Raw genomic sequence first — 13,420 nt, 5'->3', positions numbered from 1 at the left:
CGAAAGAATTTGGTTTGGATTAGGCGGCTTCAGGGTTGTTTGCCGTATTCCGGTGAAATTAATTTTCGCGCGGAGATTTCGCGAGGAGCCCGGATAGGATCCAGCCCTGAAGATGCTGGGCGGCCCGCAAGGGCGCGGTGTCAGGGTCGTCGTAGACGGCGACGAGTTCGCACAAGCCGCCGAACGGAACGCCATTCATCGCTTCCGTCCACATCATGGCTTCTTCGTCGGGCATGCGGCGGACTTTGGGCGTCGTCTCGTGACGCCAGACGATGACGCTTTCTGGCCGCATGCGAAGCTCAACCGGAGGTGGTGTCTCGTCATTTTTCAGCGCTATCCACAGAGCGTGCGCATTGCTGAACAAGGCGAGGCGACAGGCGGAAGGGTGGGCGCTGAAGACAAGGTCCGACCACTGTTCGGGCGGGACTGCGGCGAGATCCGATAGCGCGAGAGGCTCAGTGTCGAGAGCATCGAACGCATCGTTCAGCGCACGTTCGAGAGCCGCGAGTTCTCCGAGCTGGGGAGCATCAGGGTGCGCTTCCGAAAGAAACTCTGGCAGGCGATGAGAAAACCAGCGCGCATTCTGGTTTTGTGAGGGGCAGGCCGCCACGTAGGCCTTTGCGACCTCGACGAAGGCCTCATCGCCCAGATAGGCGTGCAATAGCGGATGATCGTTGCGGAGCACTTCAATAAGACGTGCAGCGTAAGCGTGGCGATAGACGCCGAACAGGACATTGCGGTTCGTGCGCGAATTATCCAGGAGTTCGTTCAGCACCGTGTCGTCGCCGTGCATGACCGCGCGCTGGAATGCGGCCTGCATTTCGCTGAGCGTCGGCGCAGGTGCGTGCTCAACAGGTTCGGTTTGTTTCTCTGGAGCGATGGTTGGCGGCATGAGGATGTCGATCGCTCCAGCTATGCAGAGAATACGTCTTCGGCAAGAAGGCGCGCCTTGCCGAGTTCTTCCAGCATTACGTCGAGTGGGGGAATGTCGTCATCGCGTTCGATGATCGTCGAGACGGGGCCGAAACGCTCGAGTGCCGCCTTATAGAGTGTCCAAACCTCGTCGCACACGAGTGCATCGTGGGTATCGATAATGTGGGTCATGTTGTGCTCATGGCCCGCCAAGTGAAACTGCACGACGCGATCGGCCGGAATTCCGGCCATGAACTCATACGGATCGTATTCGTGATTGTAGGCGCTGACGTAGACATTGTTGACGTCGAAGACGAGCCAGCAGCCGGTCCGTTTCGTCATTTCGGCGATGAATTCCCACTCAGGCATTTCGGAGTTTCGGAACTGGACGTAGGATGAGACGTTCTCAAGCGCCAGCGGCCGTTTGAGATAGTCCTGCACGTGCTGAATGCGTGCGACGACGTGGTCGAGGGCTTCGCGCGTATACGGAAACGGTAGCAGGTCATGCAGGTTCACGCCGTGTACGCCCGTCCAGCAGAGATGATCGGAGACGAATACCGGCTCGGTACGATCGGCGAGGGCTTTGAGCTGCTTCAGGTAGTTGGGGTCGAACGGCGCAGTGGATGCGATCGACAGCGAAACGCCGTGCATGACGATCGGATAGCGAGCGCGGATTTGATCGAGAATTTTTAGCGGTTGGCCGCCCGGCACCATGTAGTTTTCCGAAATTACCTCGAACCAGTCGAGCTCGGGGTCGCCGTTCAGGATGTCGGCATAGTGCTGGGACCGCAGCCCAAGACCGTAGCCAAGGTATCGTGGCTTTCCCTCGGGCGCGGGCCTTAGATCGGCAGCGGCCTTTGCTTTCGTTGCACCGAGCATGACAAAAATCCTTTTGTCCTAGAACCTGGTGGTCAGCGCCGTCAGCCAGGCCGGGGACGCAGCGACGATCTGGGCTTCGAGTGTCTTATCAAAGCCCGTCAAAATGGCGAGGCCAGTTAGAATGAGGACGCCGCCCAGAACATATTTCCCGCCTGAGCCTGCGGAGGCCAGCGTGTCCCGCCAGCGATTGAGGATCTCACGCGACAACGCGCCCAAGACGAGCAGCGGGACGACGGCGCCAAAGCCGAATGCGAGCATCGTGATGGTGACCTGGCCAAGGTCCTTGCCCTGAGCCGCGAGCAGCGAGGCGGCGCCGAGCGTCGGGCCGACGCATGGGCTCCAGACGGCGCCGAGAACGAGGCCCACGCCGAACTGGCCAAGAATGCCGGGACCGGCGTAGCCGCCAAGTGTTTGATCCGCCCAGTTCGAGATCGGTCCAGCGGCAACGGCGAACCGTTGCTGCAGGACGGGGATCACCAGAACGGCGCCGATCACGATCAAAAGCGAAGCGGCAATGAAACGGAAGAAGGTGCCGTCCAGGCCGACCGCGAAACCGACCGTCGCAACGAAAAGGCTGATCGCGACAAAGGAGATCGCAACGCCTGCAGCCAATGCGAACGGCCCATGGCGATGGGCCGAGGCCGCTGTCGCCATCACGATCGGGACGAGGGGCAGAACGCACGGCGACAGGACGGATAGAATTCCGGCGACGAAGGCCAAGGCGAAGGATACCAGCATTGGAACGGTCCTCAGAGAGCCTTGCGCATCAAGCCGTCAATCGCGCTTTCACTAGTGGCGCCGACGGAGCGGCCCGTTTCCTTGTCACCCTTGAAAACGATCAGCGTGCTTTGAACCTGGGCGCCGAACTTTCGCAAAACGTCCTTGCGGGTGTCGAAATCGACATCGAAAATTGTGAGGTTCTCGTATTGCGGCTCGGCGGACAGCTTTTGGATGATGGGCTTTTGCGCCTGACATGTCGGGCACCATGTCGCCGAGATATCGATGAGGATCGGCTTGCCCTGTGCCTGCGCGGCGGCGAAATCTTTTTCATCGAACGTCTTGCGCTCGGCTGCTGTCGCGCCGGCTGCGGTCAGCGTCATCATAGCCAGCGCCAAGGCAGCCTGCGCAATATATCTGAGCGACATCTATCGGCCTCGTTCTCATAGTCATGTGGTTTGGAGGATCGTCTCGGCGGGATAAAAAACGCCGCGCTGGAGGCGGCGTTTTTTACCTTCGCGTGCTTACTTCGCCGGTTCGAAATGGCCGGTCGTGCAGCCTTCCTTGGTCGTCTCGGTGAAGCCCTGACCCTTGCAGGCGTTCTGGCCTTTGCAAGCGTTCGTTGCGCTCTTGCAGGCGCTCTGACCCTTGCAGGCGTTGGCGCCGACGCAGTGGCCCATCGCTTCATCGGCATACGCAACCGTCGAGACAACGGCATTCGCGAGCATGAGAGATGCTGCTGCGGCTGCGAGGGCCGAACCAGACTTTACACTGATCTTCATGGTGTTTTCCCTTTGGAAGGTATTGTGTTTCCACGCTGTCGTTTGTGCCGGGCCGAAACCTAGTCACGAGGGTGGTTACGGCTGCCCAGCGGGGGATGTTTCCGGATTTGGAAAAAAAATTGAGGCCCCGTCCTTGCGCACGACAACGGGTGCACTAGCGACGCGCCAAATTATTCCGGATTGGCTGTAACCAGCAAGCGAGGCGGCTCGTAAGTGCCTTTCAGTTGCGCGGGAAATCCCGCCTCGTCCTCCAACTGAAGGCAAAACCGATGAAATTTCTCACGCACTGGTTGATAGACGTTCCGGAGAAGCTCTCTCGGGTCTTCTTATGGCTGCCGCCGCTCTTTGCGCGCATCGTGGTGGGATGGGTCTTCATGTGGAGCGGCTGGGAGAAGCTGCATGCGCTGCCGCAAATAACGGCAAATTTTGCGTCATGGGGAATTCCGTTTCCGGAGATCATGACGCCATTCGTTTCGGGCGTGGAATTTTTCGGCGGCCTCTTTCTTCTGCTCGGGCTCTTTACGCGGATCGCTGCCGTGCCGCTCGTGGTCGTCATGATCGTCGCGATCATCAGCGCCAAATTGGATCAGGTCGATTCCTTCGAAACGCTCGCCGGGTTTGAAGAGATGTCATACATGGCTCTGTTCGGCTGGCTTGCCGTTGCGGGGCCGGGACCGATCTCTCTCGACTATCTCTTGCAGAGGCTGCAACCGAAGGACGATCGCAACGTGCTGTCGCCGTCGGTGCGAACAACCTGAAGGCGTCCTGCGGCTCGCGGTCTTGCGAGGCGCCGGTCCATTCCGTAGTTTCGCTGGCGTCGGGAGAGCCGTCAGCGGAGCGTATCCAGACTATGCACAACACGTCGCCGCCCTGGTACACGCGGCTGTTGCCGTGGCGTCATTCGCGCAGACGGGCGGAGATGCTCAAATCACGAGAAGAGGTGGCGGGCCTTGAGCCCGCTGTCGTCGTTACGGGGGGATCGCGCGGCATCGGTCTTGCTCTCGCGCAGCGGTTTCTCGAGGCCGGACACAACACAGCGATTGTGGCGCGGAATGCAGTTGGCCTGGAGGAAGCCTCCGCCGCGCTTAAAGCCGCGACGGGCGCGGATGTCGTGGCGATCTTGTGCGACGTCAGCGAAGCCAGCGCGATGAACGTGATTTCGTCCACGCTCGCTCGTTCCGGTTTCTATCTCGATGTTTTGGTGAACAATGCAGGCTTAGGCCTCGCGGGGCCATTCGTCGATCAGTCGGAAGCAGAACTATCGAAGCTCGTCGCTCTCAATGTTGAGACCGTGACGCGACTGACGCGCTCGGCGCTTCCCGACATGCTCGCGCGGGGGCAAGGAGGCGTGCTGAATATCGCTTCGCTCGGGGCGAGCATTCCAGGTCCCAACCAAGCTGCTTATTATGCCAGCAAAGCCTATGTCGTTTCGCTGACGGAAGCGATCGCGAGTGAAATCGCCGGGCAGGGCGTGCGTATGAGCGCGCTGCTGCCGGGGCCGGTGAATACGGCGTTTCATGAAGAGATGGGTGCCGAGAGATCGCTTTATCGATATGTCCTGCCACCGATGTCACCTGAAGGCGTGGCGCGCAGTGCGTATCGCGGTTTCATGTGGGGCAACCGCGTCATCGTGCCGGGAATTCCCAATCTGTTTTTCTACGTGGCGTTGAGGCTTCTGCCTCACATGCTCACCGTGCCGATGATGTATTGGCTGTTGCGCCGTCCCGATACCTTAAACGGGCGTTAAGATCGGAGCGCGTTTTTACGATAATTGTCGATGTTTGCATTATGGCAACCATTTCCGTCTACGGTGATAAGGGCTCCGGAATGAGGTTTCGCGTATTCGGAGTTTCCCACGCGGCTACGCTGAGCGGATGGCACGGGCTCCTTCGAGTTCGATATGTCCGGTGCGTGGCCGCGATGTATTTGTCGTGATGTCAGCGCAGCGATAGTTTCGCGTTTTGCTGGCGTCTTGCGTCATTTTACTATGCGGCTTTGGTGGGCAGAGGAACTGAGTTGCTTTCACCTGCGACGGCTGCTTGATCGGCAATGATGCGTGCGATGAAGGCGCGTGTCTTTTCCACCACGATATGACGCTGCCGGTCGAGCGTGACCATGTGGTAGCTATCGTCGAGGACGAGAAGTTCGGGGGCGCCATGCAGAGCCGCCTGAAGGTACGTCGCATTTTTGAGATCGGCGTAGTCGTCTTCGCGGGAATGCACGATCAACGCAGGCTGACAAATTTTTCCAATTCGTTTTTTCACAGCCGATACGAGGCGGCGGTGTTCGTAGAGCGCGGCTCCCGGCGTTCCAATGGTGCCGAGGGCTGAGCCGTCGGACGCTGCAAGAGCTGCGCGGACGAAATCGCGAACGCGGGGGCATTTGATGCCGAGAGACTCTGCGTCGGGAAATTGCATCATGCTGGCGATGCGGCGGCTGCGCACGAGCGAGAACAATCGGCTGTACCAGGGCATTGCCCAGCCGTTCAACCGAAACGTCGGCGAGAAAAGCGCGACGCCTTGCACTTTTTCCGGATGGTCTGCCGCCAGATGTAGCGCAATGATGCTGCCAAGGCAGAGCCCTCCAACGATGACAGTCTCGCATTCCCGGCGCAGCTCTTCGAGGGCGGATTCGGCGCTGCGAAGCCAATCGCGCCACGTCGTTGCTACGATATCGGCGCGCGTGCCGCCGTGTCCGGCAAGTGTCGGGCAGTGTACGGTGTAGCCGGCGCGGGCAAGACCAAGGGCGACGAAGCGCATTTCAGCGGGGGTACCACAGAGGCCGTGAATCAGCAGTACGCCCGTGCGGCCGCCTGCGATCCGAAACGTGGTTTTTGTCGGGGTGTTTTCGTGGAGTGGCGTCGTCGTAAGTGGTGAGATGGCTGCGGACATGGCGTCGTCTCCCGTTGGACTGGAGACGAGCTTTAGGTTCGCAGATGCCAGACGGCTGTTCCGTCTGCAACAGACGCATGGGTGCTAAGCCTTGATTTTGTTCGCTGAGTTCCCTGCGGAACATTCGGGCCGAGGGGAGTTCGTGGCCGAGATTGGCGAGCGCATCAAGCTGCGCTATGGGAAGCGCTCGCAAGCTGACGCTCGGTTGCCAGCACCGAGCGCGCCATAACTTATAAGAGGCGTGCGGATCAACGCGCGTCCTGGAGTGCCATTGGAAACGAACGTGAGCCAACCAGTCATCGCTGCGACGGGCCTTCATGTGCCGCCGGACAGCATTTCGAACAATGAACTCGTGGCCGCCTTCAATGATTATGTCGCAGCTTTCAACGCGGACCATGCGGCCGACATCGCGGCTGGCAAGCTCACGCCGCTGCTTCCGTCGTCGGCTGATTTTATCGAGAAAGCCTCTGGCATTAAATCGAGACACGTCGTCGACAAGATTGGTATTCTCGATCCTAAGGTGATGCGCCCGGCGATTCCTGAGCGCTCGAATGACGAGCTTTCCGTGCTTGCCGAGATGGCCGTCCTGGCCGCCCGGGATGCGTTGGCTCGCTGGGGCGGCGATGTCCGCGATATCGGGGCGGTCATTTGTGCGGCTTCGAATATGCAGAGGCCATATCCGGCCATCGCGATCGAAGTGCAGAGTGCGCTTGGCGTGTCGGGCTTTGCCTTCGACATGAATGTCGCGTGCTCGTCGGCGACGTTCGGCATCAAGACGGCAGCTGACTTTATATCCAGCGGTTCGGCAAAGGCTGTGCTCGTCGTCAATCCGGAAATCTGCTCGGGGCATCTCAATTTTTGCGACCGAGACAGCCATTTCATCTTCGGTGACGTGGCGACGGCCCTCGTTGTCACGGACGAAACGCTAGCGGAGGGCGGCTGGTCTGTTCTCGGCACACGTCTCAAGACGCAGTTTTCGAATAATATCCGAAACAATTTCGGCTTTCTCAATCGCTGTGCGCCGGAAGGTATCGGCGCCGCCGACAAATTGTTCGTGCAGGAAGGCCGCAAAGTTTTTCGTGAAGTCGTGCCGATGGTGATCGATATGATCATCGCGCATGCTGCGGATCTGGACGTCGATCCGAAAGGACTGAAGCGGCTATGGCTGCATCAGGCCAACATCAATATGAACGATATGATCGGCCGGAAAGTTCTGGATCGCGTGCCCACACCGCAAGAGAACGTCATCATTCTGGATGAGTTTGCGAATACCAGCTCGGCTGGTTCCATCATCGCCTTCCATAAAGCGAACGGTGACTTCGCGGTGGGCGAGACGGGGTTGATCTGCTCGTTCGGCGCCGGTTATTCCGCAGGGACCGTGTTCGTTCGCAAACGGTAAGCGCGGAGCTTTCGATCAGGCCAGACTCGCGGCGAGATTGATTGTTAGCGCCAGAACCATCGTATTGAAAAAGAACGAGACGATGGCGTGCAGCGTCGTCAGGCGGCGCATGGACTTGCTGTTGATGACGACATCCGACGTCTGCGATGCGGCGCCGAATGAGGTCGCGAAATAGAAGAAGTCCCAATAGTCAGGTCTTGTGTCCCCCGGAAACGTCAGGGAGTTCTCGGCGTCTGACTTGTCGATGAAGTGGTCCGGCGCATAATACTCATGCGCATAATGCATCGTGAAGGAGACCTGCGTCACGAGCCATGAGATGACGATGGTCGCCGCGGCGAGGGCTGCAAAGAACAGCTTACCTTCGTTGGATGCTGCTTTGGCCTCGACGAGCAATCCGAATATCGCTGCGAAGCTTGAGAACATGGCCATCAGCACAATGACAAGGATAACGACGCCGCTGTCGTCCTGACGCGCGGCCCGTGTGCGGATTTTGTCAGAGTGACACCCCTGCATGACATAGAAAGCCATGGCGAGATAGGCGCTGCCGCCAGTACACCAGGCGAGCGCTTCGCGCACCGAGCCACGGAAAGACGGCGGCAGTAGAAACAGCGCTGTAACTGTTACGAGGGCGCCGATTACGACGCGCGGTCGTAAAACGATCGAGCGGCCGATCGAACGTGGATTGTACCAGCGAGTGCGACGTGTCGGCTTCGGCAGTGGGCCGGCTTTTAATGTGTTAGCCATGTCTCGCGCTCACGCTCATATGTCGTTCAGGTCTTGCTCTGGAGGCGCGATTTAAACATTTTTTGCGACGGCCACCATGGAGCTGACTGGGAACTACCAACGTTTTCTACGCATTGAAAATTTCCCTCCTGCACGGCTATGTCGAGCGGCCTATAGCCTCACGCTGAATGGCGACGCCTTGGCAAAGAGCCTCACATTACACTGTAGGATAGGCAAAAAACGAGGAGGCTCTTCGATGACCACCCCCATGCGGGAGATGGCAGTCGATTGTGCTTCGCTGACATCTGATGTTTGCGCGCGGCCGTTGGTCGTCGTCATAGAAGACGATTACCGGTCGTCCATGGCACTGACGATGCTGATCGACGATTGGGGGTATTCTTGCGTAGCTGCACGATCTTCGCGCGAGGCTGTGCGGACACTCGGCCATCGGCTGGGCAAAGTGGCGGCAATCATCACGGATATCGAGATAGACGGACAGATGCGCGGCATTCGTGACGCGCAGGCGATCGCAGCTACGATTGGCCATGCCGTTCCGACGATCATCACGACCGGGCATGCCGATTACGCCGCCGTCGCCTCGCCCTTTCCGGTCATCCGGAAGCCATTCGATCCTGATATTCTGCATCGGTGGCTGATGCATCGCGTCGGCTCTGCAATGAGTTGAGCGTGGGCGATGCTGATGTGTTTCGCGGCGCGGTTAGCTGCGCGTCGCGAGTTCGGTGCGATTGCGGGCACCGTAATGCGAGAAGAGAGCCGCGAGATGGATCTTCACCGTACCTTCGGCAATGTCCAACTCGCGTGCAATCTCTTTGTTCGAAAGGCCCCGGCGGACGCAGTCCAGCACATCGCGTTGGCGCGGTGAGATGGATTTGTAGGTGGCTCCACCGCCGGGGTCCCCCACCTTTCCGGTTCCGGCCGATTCAGAGCGCATCTGCTGTTTTGCGGACGAAATCGCGGCCGCTGCGGCGCCCGATGTCATGAAGCGCGGCACGAACACGCGACCGTCCAGGATATCCTGCAGTGCACCGACGATTTCGTCATCGGCGAGCGACTTTGGCACGTAGCCGTTCAAGCCCATAGCGACGGCTTTGACGACGTCGTTGCGTTCTTCCGATCCCGAGACGATGGCGACACGAATGCCGGGATAGGTCTCTTTGACGACGCTCAAGCCCTCAGGGCCGGAAATTCCCGGCATCGCGAGATCGAAAAGGGCAAGCTCGACGTTCGGTGTTTCCGCCAGGCGATCCAAAGCGGCATCGAAGGTTGCTGCTTCGATAACCGAGCGAAAGCCCATGCGATCGCGAAGCAGGAAGCCGAAACCCGAACGGTAGAGTCCGTGATCGTCGGCGACCAAAACCGTATCATGCTGATTGTTTGTCATGAGTTTCTCTGGATTAACCGACATTCATTTCCGCTCCGAACTCAGAATCAAAGCCGTTCTTTGAATTCGTTTGAGCTTTCAAGATAGCGCCGAGGGTCGCTGCGATAAGCTCAGGATCGGCTGGTTTCGTTAGCCACGGAAGCCCAGCTTTGGCAAGGATCGCCAGCGTCGCAGAATCGGTGCCTCCCGATAACAGGATGCTTGGAATCTCTTCGCCCGTTTTTTTTGCCATTCGTCTGATGAATTCAAGTCCGGTTTCAGCGCCGCGCAAATCGAAGTCAAGCACGGCAGCGTCAATGACGAGGCCGTTGTCGAGCGCGGCCTCGGCGTCGGTGTTGCGTTGGTAGCCGAAAGCAACGTTGCCGCGGTCTTCCAAGTCTTTCGTCAGCGCAGCGACGATCAGGGGGTCGTCGTCCAATATCAAAATCCGCATGCCGCTGATGCTGGGCTCGAGCGCTGTGAGGGCCGGCGGGCGCTGCACATGTTCGACGGCGTTTTTTGGTAAAACAATGGAGAAACGCGAGCCGTATCCGGGTCTTGAAGTGACGGCGATTCGCATATCGAGCAGCTCAGCGTAGCGGCGCGCGATGGACAGTCCCAGGCCAAGACCGTCGTTTGCGCCGTAAGCGCGATGGGCCGCACGCGAGAATTCTTCGAAGATCTGTTCTCGGCGATCATCCGACAGGCCGGGGCCGGTATCGTAGACATCGATGACGCGCTGTCCGTCTCGGCAGCGGGCAGCCAGAATGACGCCGCCGTGTTTGGTAAATTTCAGCGCATTCGAGACGAGATTGCGGATAATCGTTTCGAGCAGGGCAGCGTCGGTCTCGATTACCCAATCGCGACCACGGCTCAGGAATTTCAAGCCGTTTTGCTCAGCTTCGACGCGCGATCCGACGGAGATGCGTTCGATGAGCTCGCTCATGGAAACTGGCGTTTTCGTAGGCTCGATGAGTTTCGCGTCAAGGCGGGATACGTTCAGCAGCGCATCGAACATGCCTTTTAGCCCGCGCAGGCCTTCTTCCATTTGCGCCACGAGTGTCGTCGCCTCGTTGCCGCTGACACGGCGAGAAAGGGCGCGTGCGAACAATGTCAGGGCGTGGAGGGGCTGGCGCAAGTCATGGCTGGCAGCGGCGAGGAAGCGGGATTTGGCTTCGGTCGCGCTTTCGGCGGCGGCCTTCGCTCGTTCAAGACCTATGTTCTGCTCAGCGAGCCGCTGTGTGCGTTCTCGTACCTGACTTTCCAGCGATTGGTTGGCGGCCGCGAGAGATGATCTCTGGGCGTCCAATTCCTTCACGAGGGATCGCAGCGATTGCGAGAGGACGCGGGCTTCCTGATAGCCTGAGACCTGCGGGAATTCGAGTTTCTGGCCGCGTCTCAGGCGTTCGGCAACGTCGGCCAACTGCAGCAATGGTTGTGATAGTTTGCTGGCCAGGACCCAGGCGAGCGCCGCTGCAAGAAGCGCAAAGATCGTTCCGGAGATGGCAATCGTGCGCTGGAGGCTGCGGACGGGGGCAAAGGCCTGCCGCTGGTTCTCGCGTACCAGGACGATCCAGTTCAAACCCGTATACGAGCGATAGCCGTCGCTTTTCGAAAAACCGGTGACGTAAGCACGGTTGTCCGGCCAGCGTTCGACGGCAAAGCCGGCATGACCTGGACGGGCGGCGCGAATGCTCGGCAAATCGAGTGTTTTTCCGGTGATGTCGTCGGGCCCGAACAGAACTTGGCGCTCTTCGTTCAGAACGATCACATCTGCGGGGATCGCATCTTTCATGCTGCCAAGAAGCGTGTCGCGGACTTCCTCGGCCCAGTCTGCGCTTAACGTTGCGCCGAGCACGCCGATAATTTTCTTGTCGTCTGAAACCGGAACTGCAAGGTCGATAAAATCGGATGCACCGCGTCCTTCGTGGGGAATGCGCTGTGTGGTGGCGGCGTTGGGCAGTTTGACGTCGCCGACATAGGCATCTTTTAGTCCGCGCCTGAACCAAAGCTGGTTCTTGACGTTATGACCCTCGTATTCGCCGCCCGTCGCGCTCAGGATTTTACCGTTGGGATCGGCAAAGCCGATCCAGGAATAATCAGAATAGGCGCTTTGAAATCTTTCGAGAGACGTGCGCAGCGAATCCGGTGAGTCGGTTTTTTGCAGGATACGGCCGAGCGCCGCCATGTTGTCGAGAGATTGCAAACGCTCGAACATCGCACGGTCGAGCTTGTCCTGCATTTCGTCGGCGAGCAGCGCCAGAGATTGGCCGATTTCCTGCTCCAGGCGGCTCACTGCGTCGTGGCCTATGACATAGGACACGGCAATCGTCAGCAAAAGCGAAACGACCGAAATCGCGGCTGCAATCAATACTTTCAACGATACACGGCGCATCGGATCTCGCTCGTTCCGCGACAGCGGAAAGTACCCTCAAACTTAATCCAGAAGGATATCAAGGCCGGATTTCTTAAAGTCTGGACAGGGACGTGTTACCGCACAGCGGACGGCATAGGTTTTACGCAATAGAATAGGCTATTCGGCCTATTTCGTTGCATTGACTTAGTTCGGCGGGCTGAGTGGCCTCGCCAATTCAAGAGGCGCACACATACATTTGCCAAGCGGATCGGTGGCTCTATCGGCATGGTCTCTCACGTTAGGCAGGTCCGCTTTGTCAAGAGGCGTGCGCCGTCCCTCACCCCACCCACAAGCGCCGCTTCAATAGTCGGGGCTCGGCTTACCCCCCAAGCCGGGCCCCGTATCCGTTTGCGGCGTCAGTGAAATAAGCCTTTTGCGCGGGGCCCGATCGCCGTCCGGACTGGGATATCGCGGTGCGCAATTTATATTTCACATATGCCGGTCTTCATCGCGGCTGGGATGCACGTGAAATTCGGAGACATGATTTTGGAACGCCGCACTTTTCTTCTGTCATCGGCTTTGGCTCTTGCGTCGGGAGCTGCGAATGCCGCGCCGATCGATCCGAAGCAGACGTTCGTCTTGCAGCACGGCGACATCAAATTCGAACCTTGGACCGGGCTGCCGCCGGGAAGCGGTGAAATGGCCAAGCTCTACGGCGACTTCAACGAAGCGGGGCCGTATCTTGTTCTGATGAAGTGGAACCCGGGCTGGTTCAGCGCACCGCATAGCTACGCAACGGACCGCATTCAGATGGTTCTATCAGGGACATGGTGGGTGAACAGCGGTTCGGATTTTGCACCACAGGACTGCGTCCAGGTTCCGGCTGGCGGTTTCGTCAAGCGGACAGCCAGAACCATGCATTACGACGGCGTTCCTGCAGGCATCAAAGAGCCCGTCGTCGTCGCGGTTTTCGGCACGGGGCCGGTCAAGATCCAACTTGCAGACCCGACCAAGCCGACCTGGCGGCAAGTCTAAGCGCCCAGCACAAAATGAAGCAGACGCGGTGGTGTTTTCCCGTGAAGGGGATGGCGCCGCGTCAAGCGTTCGTATCGATCAGCTTCTGGACGGGAATGTTATGCTCGCTCATCAGGGCGCGCCAATCGGCGACGTGTTTTTCGAGCGTTGCGATAACGGCTTCGGTAATCTCGTCATCGGAAGCCGGACCGTTGAAAACGCGCGCCACGCCGCCTTTCCAGAACGCAAGCTGACCTTCAAGGGTGGACAATTCTCTGTTGGCCCAATCTATCATCAGCAGATCTCCCCCAGACTGAGTTGTCGATGACAACACTAGTGCGAATTCGCCGCTGCCGGAATCGCCGG

General features: G+C 58.8%; 15 protein-coding genes. 5 read left to right on the top strand and 10 right to left on the bottom strand.

Annotation, left to right across the window (positions count from 1 at the left end; genetic code table 11):
* Nucleotides 1-58: 58 nt before the first annotated feature.
* The 5 genes from RLW55_RS04375 to RLW55_RS04355 all read right to left on the bottom strand — a co-directional run bounded on the left by RLW55_RS04375 (nucleotide 59) and on the right by RLW55_RS04355 (nucleotide 3,290).
* A complete protein-coding gene (locus RLW55_RS04375; RefSeq protein ID WP_423415705.1) occupies nucleotides 59-892 on the bottom strand; it encodes a putative DNA-binding domain-containing protein in 834 nt (277 codons plus the stop codon).
* A gap of 20 nt (nucleotides 893-912) precedes the next feature.
* Nucleotides 913-1,791, bottom strand: a complete 879-nt coding sequence (locus tag RLW55_RS04370; protein WP_423415704.1) for a DUF692 domain-containing protein — start codon at nucleotides 1,789-1,791, stop codon at nucleotides 913-915.
* Nucleotides 1,792-1,809: 18 nt separating this feature from the next.
* Nucleotides 1,810-2,529: a cytochrome c biogenesis CcdA family protein gene (locus tag RLW55_RS04365; RefSeq protein ID WP_423415703.1), complete on the bottom strand. Its 720-nt coding sequence runs from the start codon at nucleotides 2,527-2,529 to the stop codon at nucleotides 1,810-1,812.
* A gap of 11 nt (nucleotides 2,530-2,540) precedes the next feature.
* Nucleotides 2,541-2,936 carry a thioredoxin family protein gene (locus RLW55_RS04360; RefSeq protein WP_423415702.1) on the bottom strand — a complete coding sequence of 132 codons (396 nt, stop codon included), beginning with the start codon at nucleotides 2,934-2,936 and terminating at the stop codon, nucleotides 2,541-2,543.
* A gap of 96 nt (nucleotides 2,937-3,032) precedes the next feature.
* The gene (locus RLW55_RS04355) at nucleotides 3,033-3,290 is read right to left on the bottom strand and encodes a hypothetical protein (protein WP_013950437.1); all 258 of its coding nucleotides are present in this window, start codon (nucleotides 3,288-3,290) and stop codon (nucleotides 3,033-3,035) included.
* A 269-nt stretch (nucleotides 3,291-3,559) separates the two neighbouring features.
* Here RLW55_RS04355 and RLW55_RS04350 point away from each other — a divergent pair, with 269 nt between their 5' ends.
* The gene (locus RLW55_RS04350) at nucleotides 3,560-4,048 is read left to right on the top strand and encodes a DoxX family protein (protein WP_409561717.1); all 489 of its coding nucleotides are present in this window, start codon (nucleotides 3,560-3,562) and stop codon (nucleotides 4,046-4,048) included.
* Nucleotides 4,049-4,140: 92 nt separating this feature from the next.
* Nucleotides 4,141-5,037, top strand: coding sequence for an SDR family NAD(P)-dependent oxidoreductase (locus RLW55_RS04345; protein ID WP_423415701.1), 897 nt, complete (start codon nucleotides 4,141-4,143; stop codon nucleotides 5,035-5,037).
* A 238-nt stretch (nucleotides 5,038-5,275) separates the two neighbouring features.
* On the opposite strand, the gene RLW55_RS04340 is transcribed toward RLW55_RS04345, so the two are convergent.
* Nucleotides 5,276-6,181 carry an alpha/beta hydrolase gene (locus RLW55_RS04340; RefSeq protein ID WP_423415700.1) on the bottom strand — a complete coding sequence of 302 codons (906 nt, stop codon included), beginning with the start codon at nucleotides 6,179-6,181 and terminating at the stop codon, nucleotides 5,276-5,278.
* A 283-nt stretch (nucleotides 6,182-6,464) separates the two neighbouring features.
* On the opposite strand from RLW55_RS04340, the gene RLW55_RS04335 reads away from it, so the two are divergent.
* Nucleotides 6,465-7,580 (top strand): beta-ketoacyl-ACP synthase III, encoded by a 1,116-nt coding sequence (locus RLW55_RS04335; RefSeq protein ID WP_423415699.1) that lies wholly within the window; start codon nucleotides 6,465-6,467, stop codon nucleotides 7,578-7,580.
* Between the two features lie 15 nt (nucleotides 7,581-7,595).
* On the opposite strand, the gene RLW55_RS04330 is transcribed toward RLW55_RS04335, so the two are convergent.
* Nucleotides 7,596-8,324 carry a DUF1345 domain-containing protein gene (locus tag RLW55_RS04330; protein WP_409561721.1) on the bottom strand — a complete coding sequence of 243 codons (729 nt, stop codon included), beginning with the start codon at nucleotides 8,322-8,324 and terminating at the stop codon, nucleotides 7,596-7,598.
* A 235-nt stretch (nucleotides 8,325-8,559) separates the two neighbouring features.
* On the opposite strand from RLW55_RS04330, the gene RLW55_RS04325 reads away from it, so the two are divergent.
* Entirely contained in the window at nucleotides 8,560-8,988 is a 429-nt protein-coding gene (locus tag RLW55_RS04325; RefSeq protein WP_409561722.1) for a response regulator, read from the top strand.
* A 33-nt stretch (nucleotides 8,989-9,021) separates the two neighbouring features.
* On the opposite strand, the gene RLW55_RS04320 is transcribed toward RLW55_RS04325, so the two are convergent.
* Nucleotides 9,022-9,705: a response regulator gene (locus RLW55_RS04320; RefSeq protein WP_409561723.1), complete on the bottom strand. Its 684-nt coding sequence runs from the start codon at nucleotides 9,703-9,705 to the stop codon at nucleotides 9,022-9,024.
* A gap of 13 nt (nucleotides 9,706-9,718) precedes the next feature.
* Nucleotides 9,719-12,079 (bottom strand): ATP-binding protein, encoded by a 2,361-nt coding sequence (locus RLW55_RS04315; RefSeq protein ID WP_423415698.1) that lies wholly within the window; start codon nucleotides 12,077-12,079, stop codon nucleotides 9,719-9,721.
* A gap of 501 nt (nucleotides 12,080-12,580) precedes the next feature.
* Between RLW55_RS04315 and RLW55_RS04310 the strand changes: the two genes are divergently transcribed.
* On the top strand, nucleotides 12,581-13,075 hold the full coding sequence (locus tag RLW55_RS04310) for a tat pathway signal sequence (RefSeq protein ID WP_409561725.1): 495 nt from the start codon (nucleotides 12,581-12,583) through the stop codon (nucleotides 13,073-13,075).
* 61 nt (nucleotides 13,076-13,136) lie between these two features.
* Here RLW55_RS04310 and RLW55_RS04305 read toward each other — a convergent pair whose 3' ends face one another.
* Nucleotides 13,137-13,349: a hypothetical protein gene (locus RLW55_RS04305; protein WP_013950449.1), complete on the bottom strand. Its 213-nt coding sequence runs from the start codon at nucleotides 13,347-13,349 to the stop codon at nucleotides 13,137-13,139.
* Nucleotides 13,350-13,420 lie beyond the last annotated feature (71 nt).

Origin of the sequence: Hyphomicrobium sp. B1, from assembly GCF_049532635.1 — a bacterium.
In the GTDB taxonomy this organism is placed as follows: Bacteria; Pseudomonadota; Alphaproteobacteria; order Rhizobiales; family Hyphomicrobiaceae; genus Hyphomicrobium_B.
This window is presented reverse-complemented; position numbering and strand designations above follow the sequence as displayed.

What these genes read in the sequence shown, in the direction of transcription:
- RLW55_RS04375 (WP_423415705.1), bottom strand. Translation starts at nt 892, where the DNA reads ATGCCGCCAACCATCGCTCCAGAGAAACAAACCGAACCTGTTGAGCAC.
- RLW55_RS04370 (WP_423415704.1), bottom strand. Translation starts at nt 1,791, where the DNA reads ATGCTCGGTGCAACGAAAGCAAAGGCCGCTGCCGATCTAAGGCCCGCG.
- RLW55_RS04365 (WP_423415703.1), bottom strand. Translation starts at nt 2,529, where the DNA reads ATGCTGGTATCCTTCGCCTTGGCCTTCGTCGCCGGAATTCTATCCGTC.
- RLW55_RS04360 (WP_423415702.1), bottom strand. Translation starts at nt 2,936, where the DNA reads ATGTCGCTCAGATATATTGCGCAGGCTGCCTTGGCGCTGGCTATGATG.
- RLW55_RS04355 (WP_013950437.1), bottom strand. Translation starts at nt 3,290, where the DNA reads ATGAAGATCAGTGTAAAGTCTGGTTCGGCCCTCGCAGCCGCAGCAGCA.
- RLW55_RS04350 (WP_409561717.1), top strand. Translation starts at nt 3,560, where the DNA reads ATGAAATTTCTCACGCACTGGTTGATAGACGTTCCGGAGAAGCTCTCT.
- RLW55_RS04345 (WP_423415701.1), top strand. Translation starts at nt 4,141, where the DNA reads ATGCACAACACGTCGCCGCCCTGGTACACGCGGCTGTTGCCGTGGCGT.
- RLW55_RS04340 (WP_423415700.1), bottom strand. Translation starts at nt 6,181, where the DNA reads ATGTCCGCAGCCATCTCACCACTTACGACGACGCCACTCCACGAAAAC.
- RLW55_RS04330 (WP_409561721.1), bottom strand. Translation starts at nt 8,324, where the DNA reads ATGGCTAACACATTAAAAGCCGGCCCACTGCCGAAGCCGACACGTCGC.
- RLW55_RS04325 (WP_409561722.1), top strand. Translation starts at nt 8,560, where the DNA reads ATGACCACCCCCATGCGGGAGATGGCAGTCGATTGTGCTTCGCTGACA.
- RLW55_RS04320 (WP_409561723.1), bottom strand. Translation starts at nt 9,705, where the DNA reads ATGACAAACAATCAGCATGATACGGTTTTGGTCGCCGACGATCACGGA.
- RLW55_RS04315 (WP_423415698.1), bottom strand. Translation starts at nt 12,079, where the DNA reads ATGCGCCGTGTATCGTTGAAAGTATTGATTGCAGCCGCGATTTCGGTC.
- RLW55_RS04310 (WP_409561725.1), top strand. Translation starts at nt 12,581, where the DNA reads ATGATTTTGGAACGCCGCACTTTTCTTCTGTCATCGGCTTTGGCTCTT.
- RLW55_RS04305 (WP_013950449.1), bottom strand. Translation starts at nt 13,349, where the DNA reads ATGATAGATTGGGCCAACAGAGAATTGTCCACCCTTGAAGGTCAGCTT.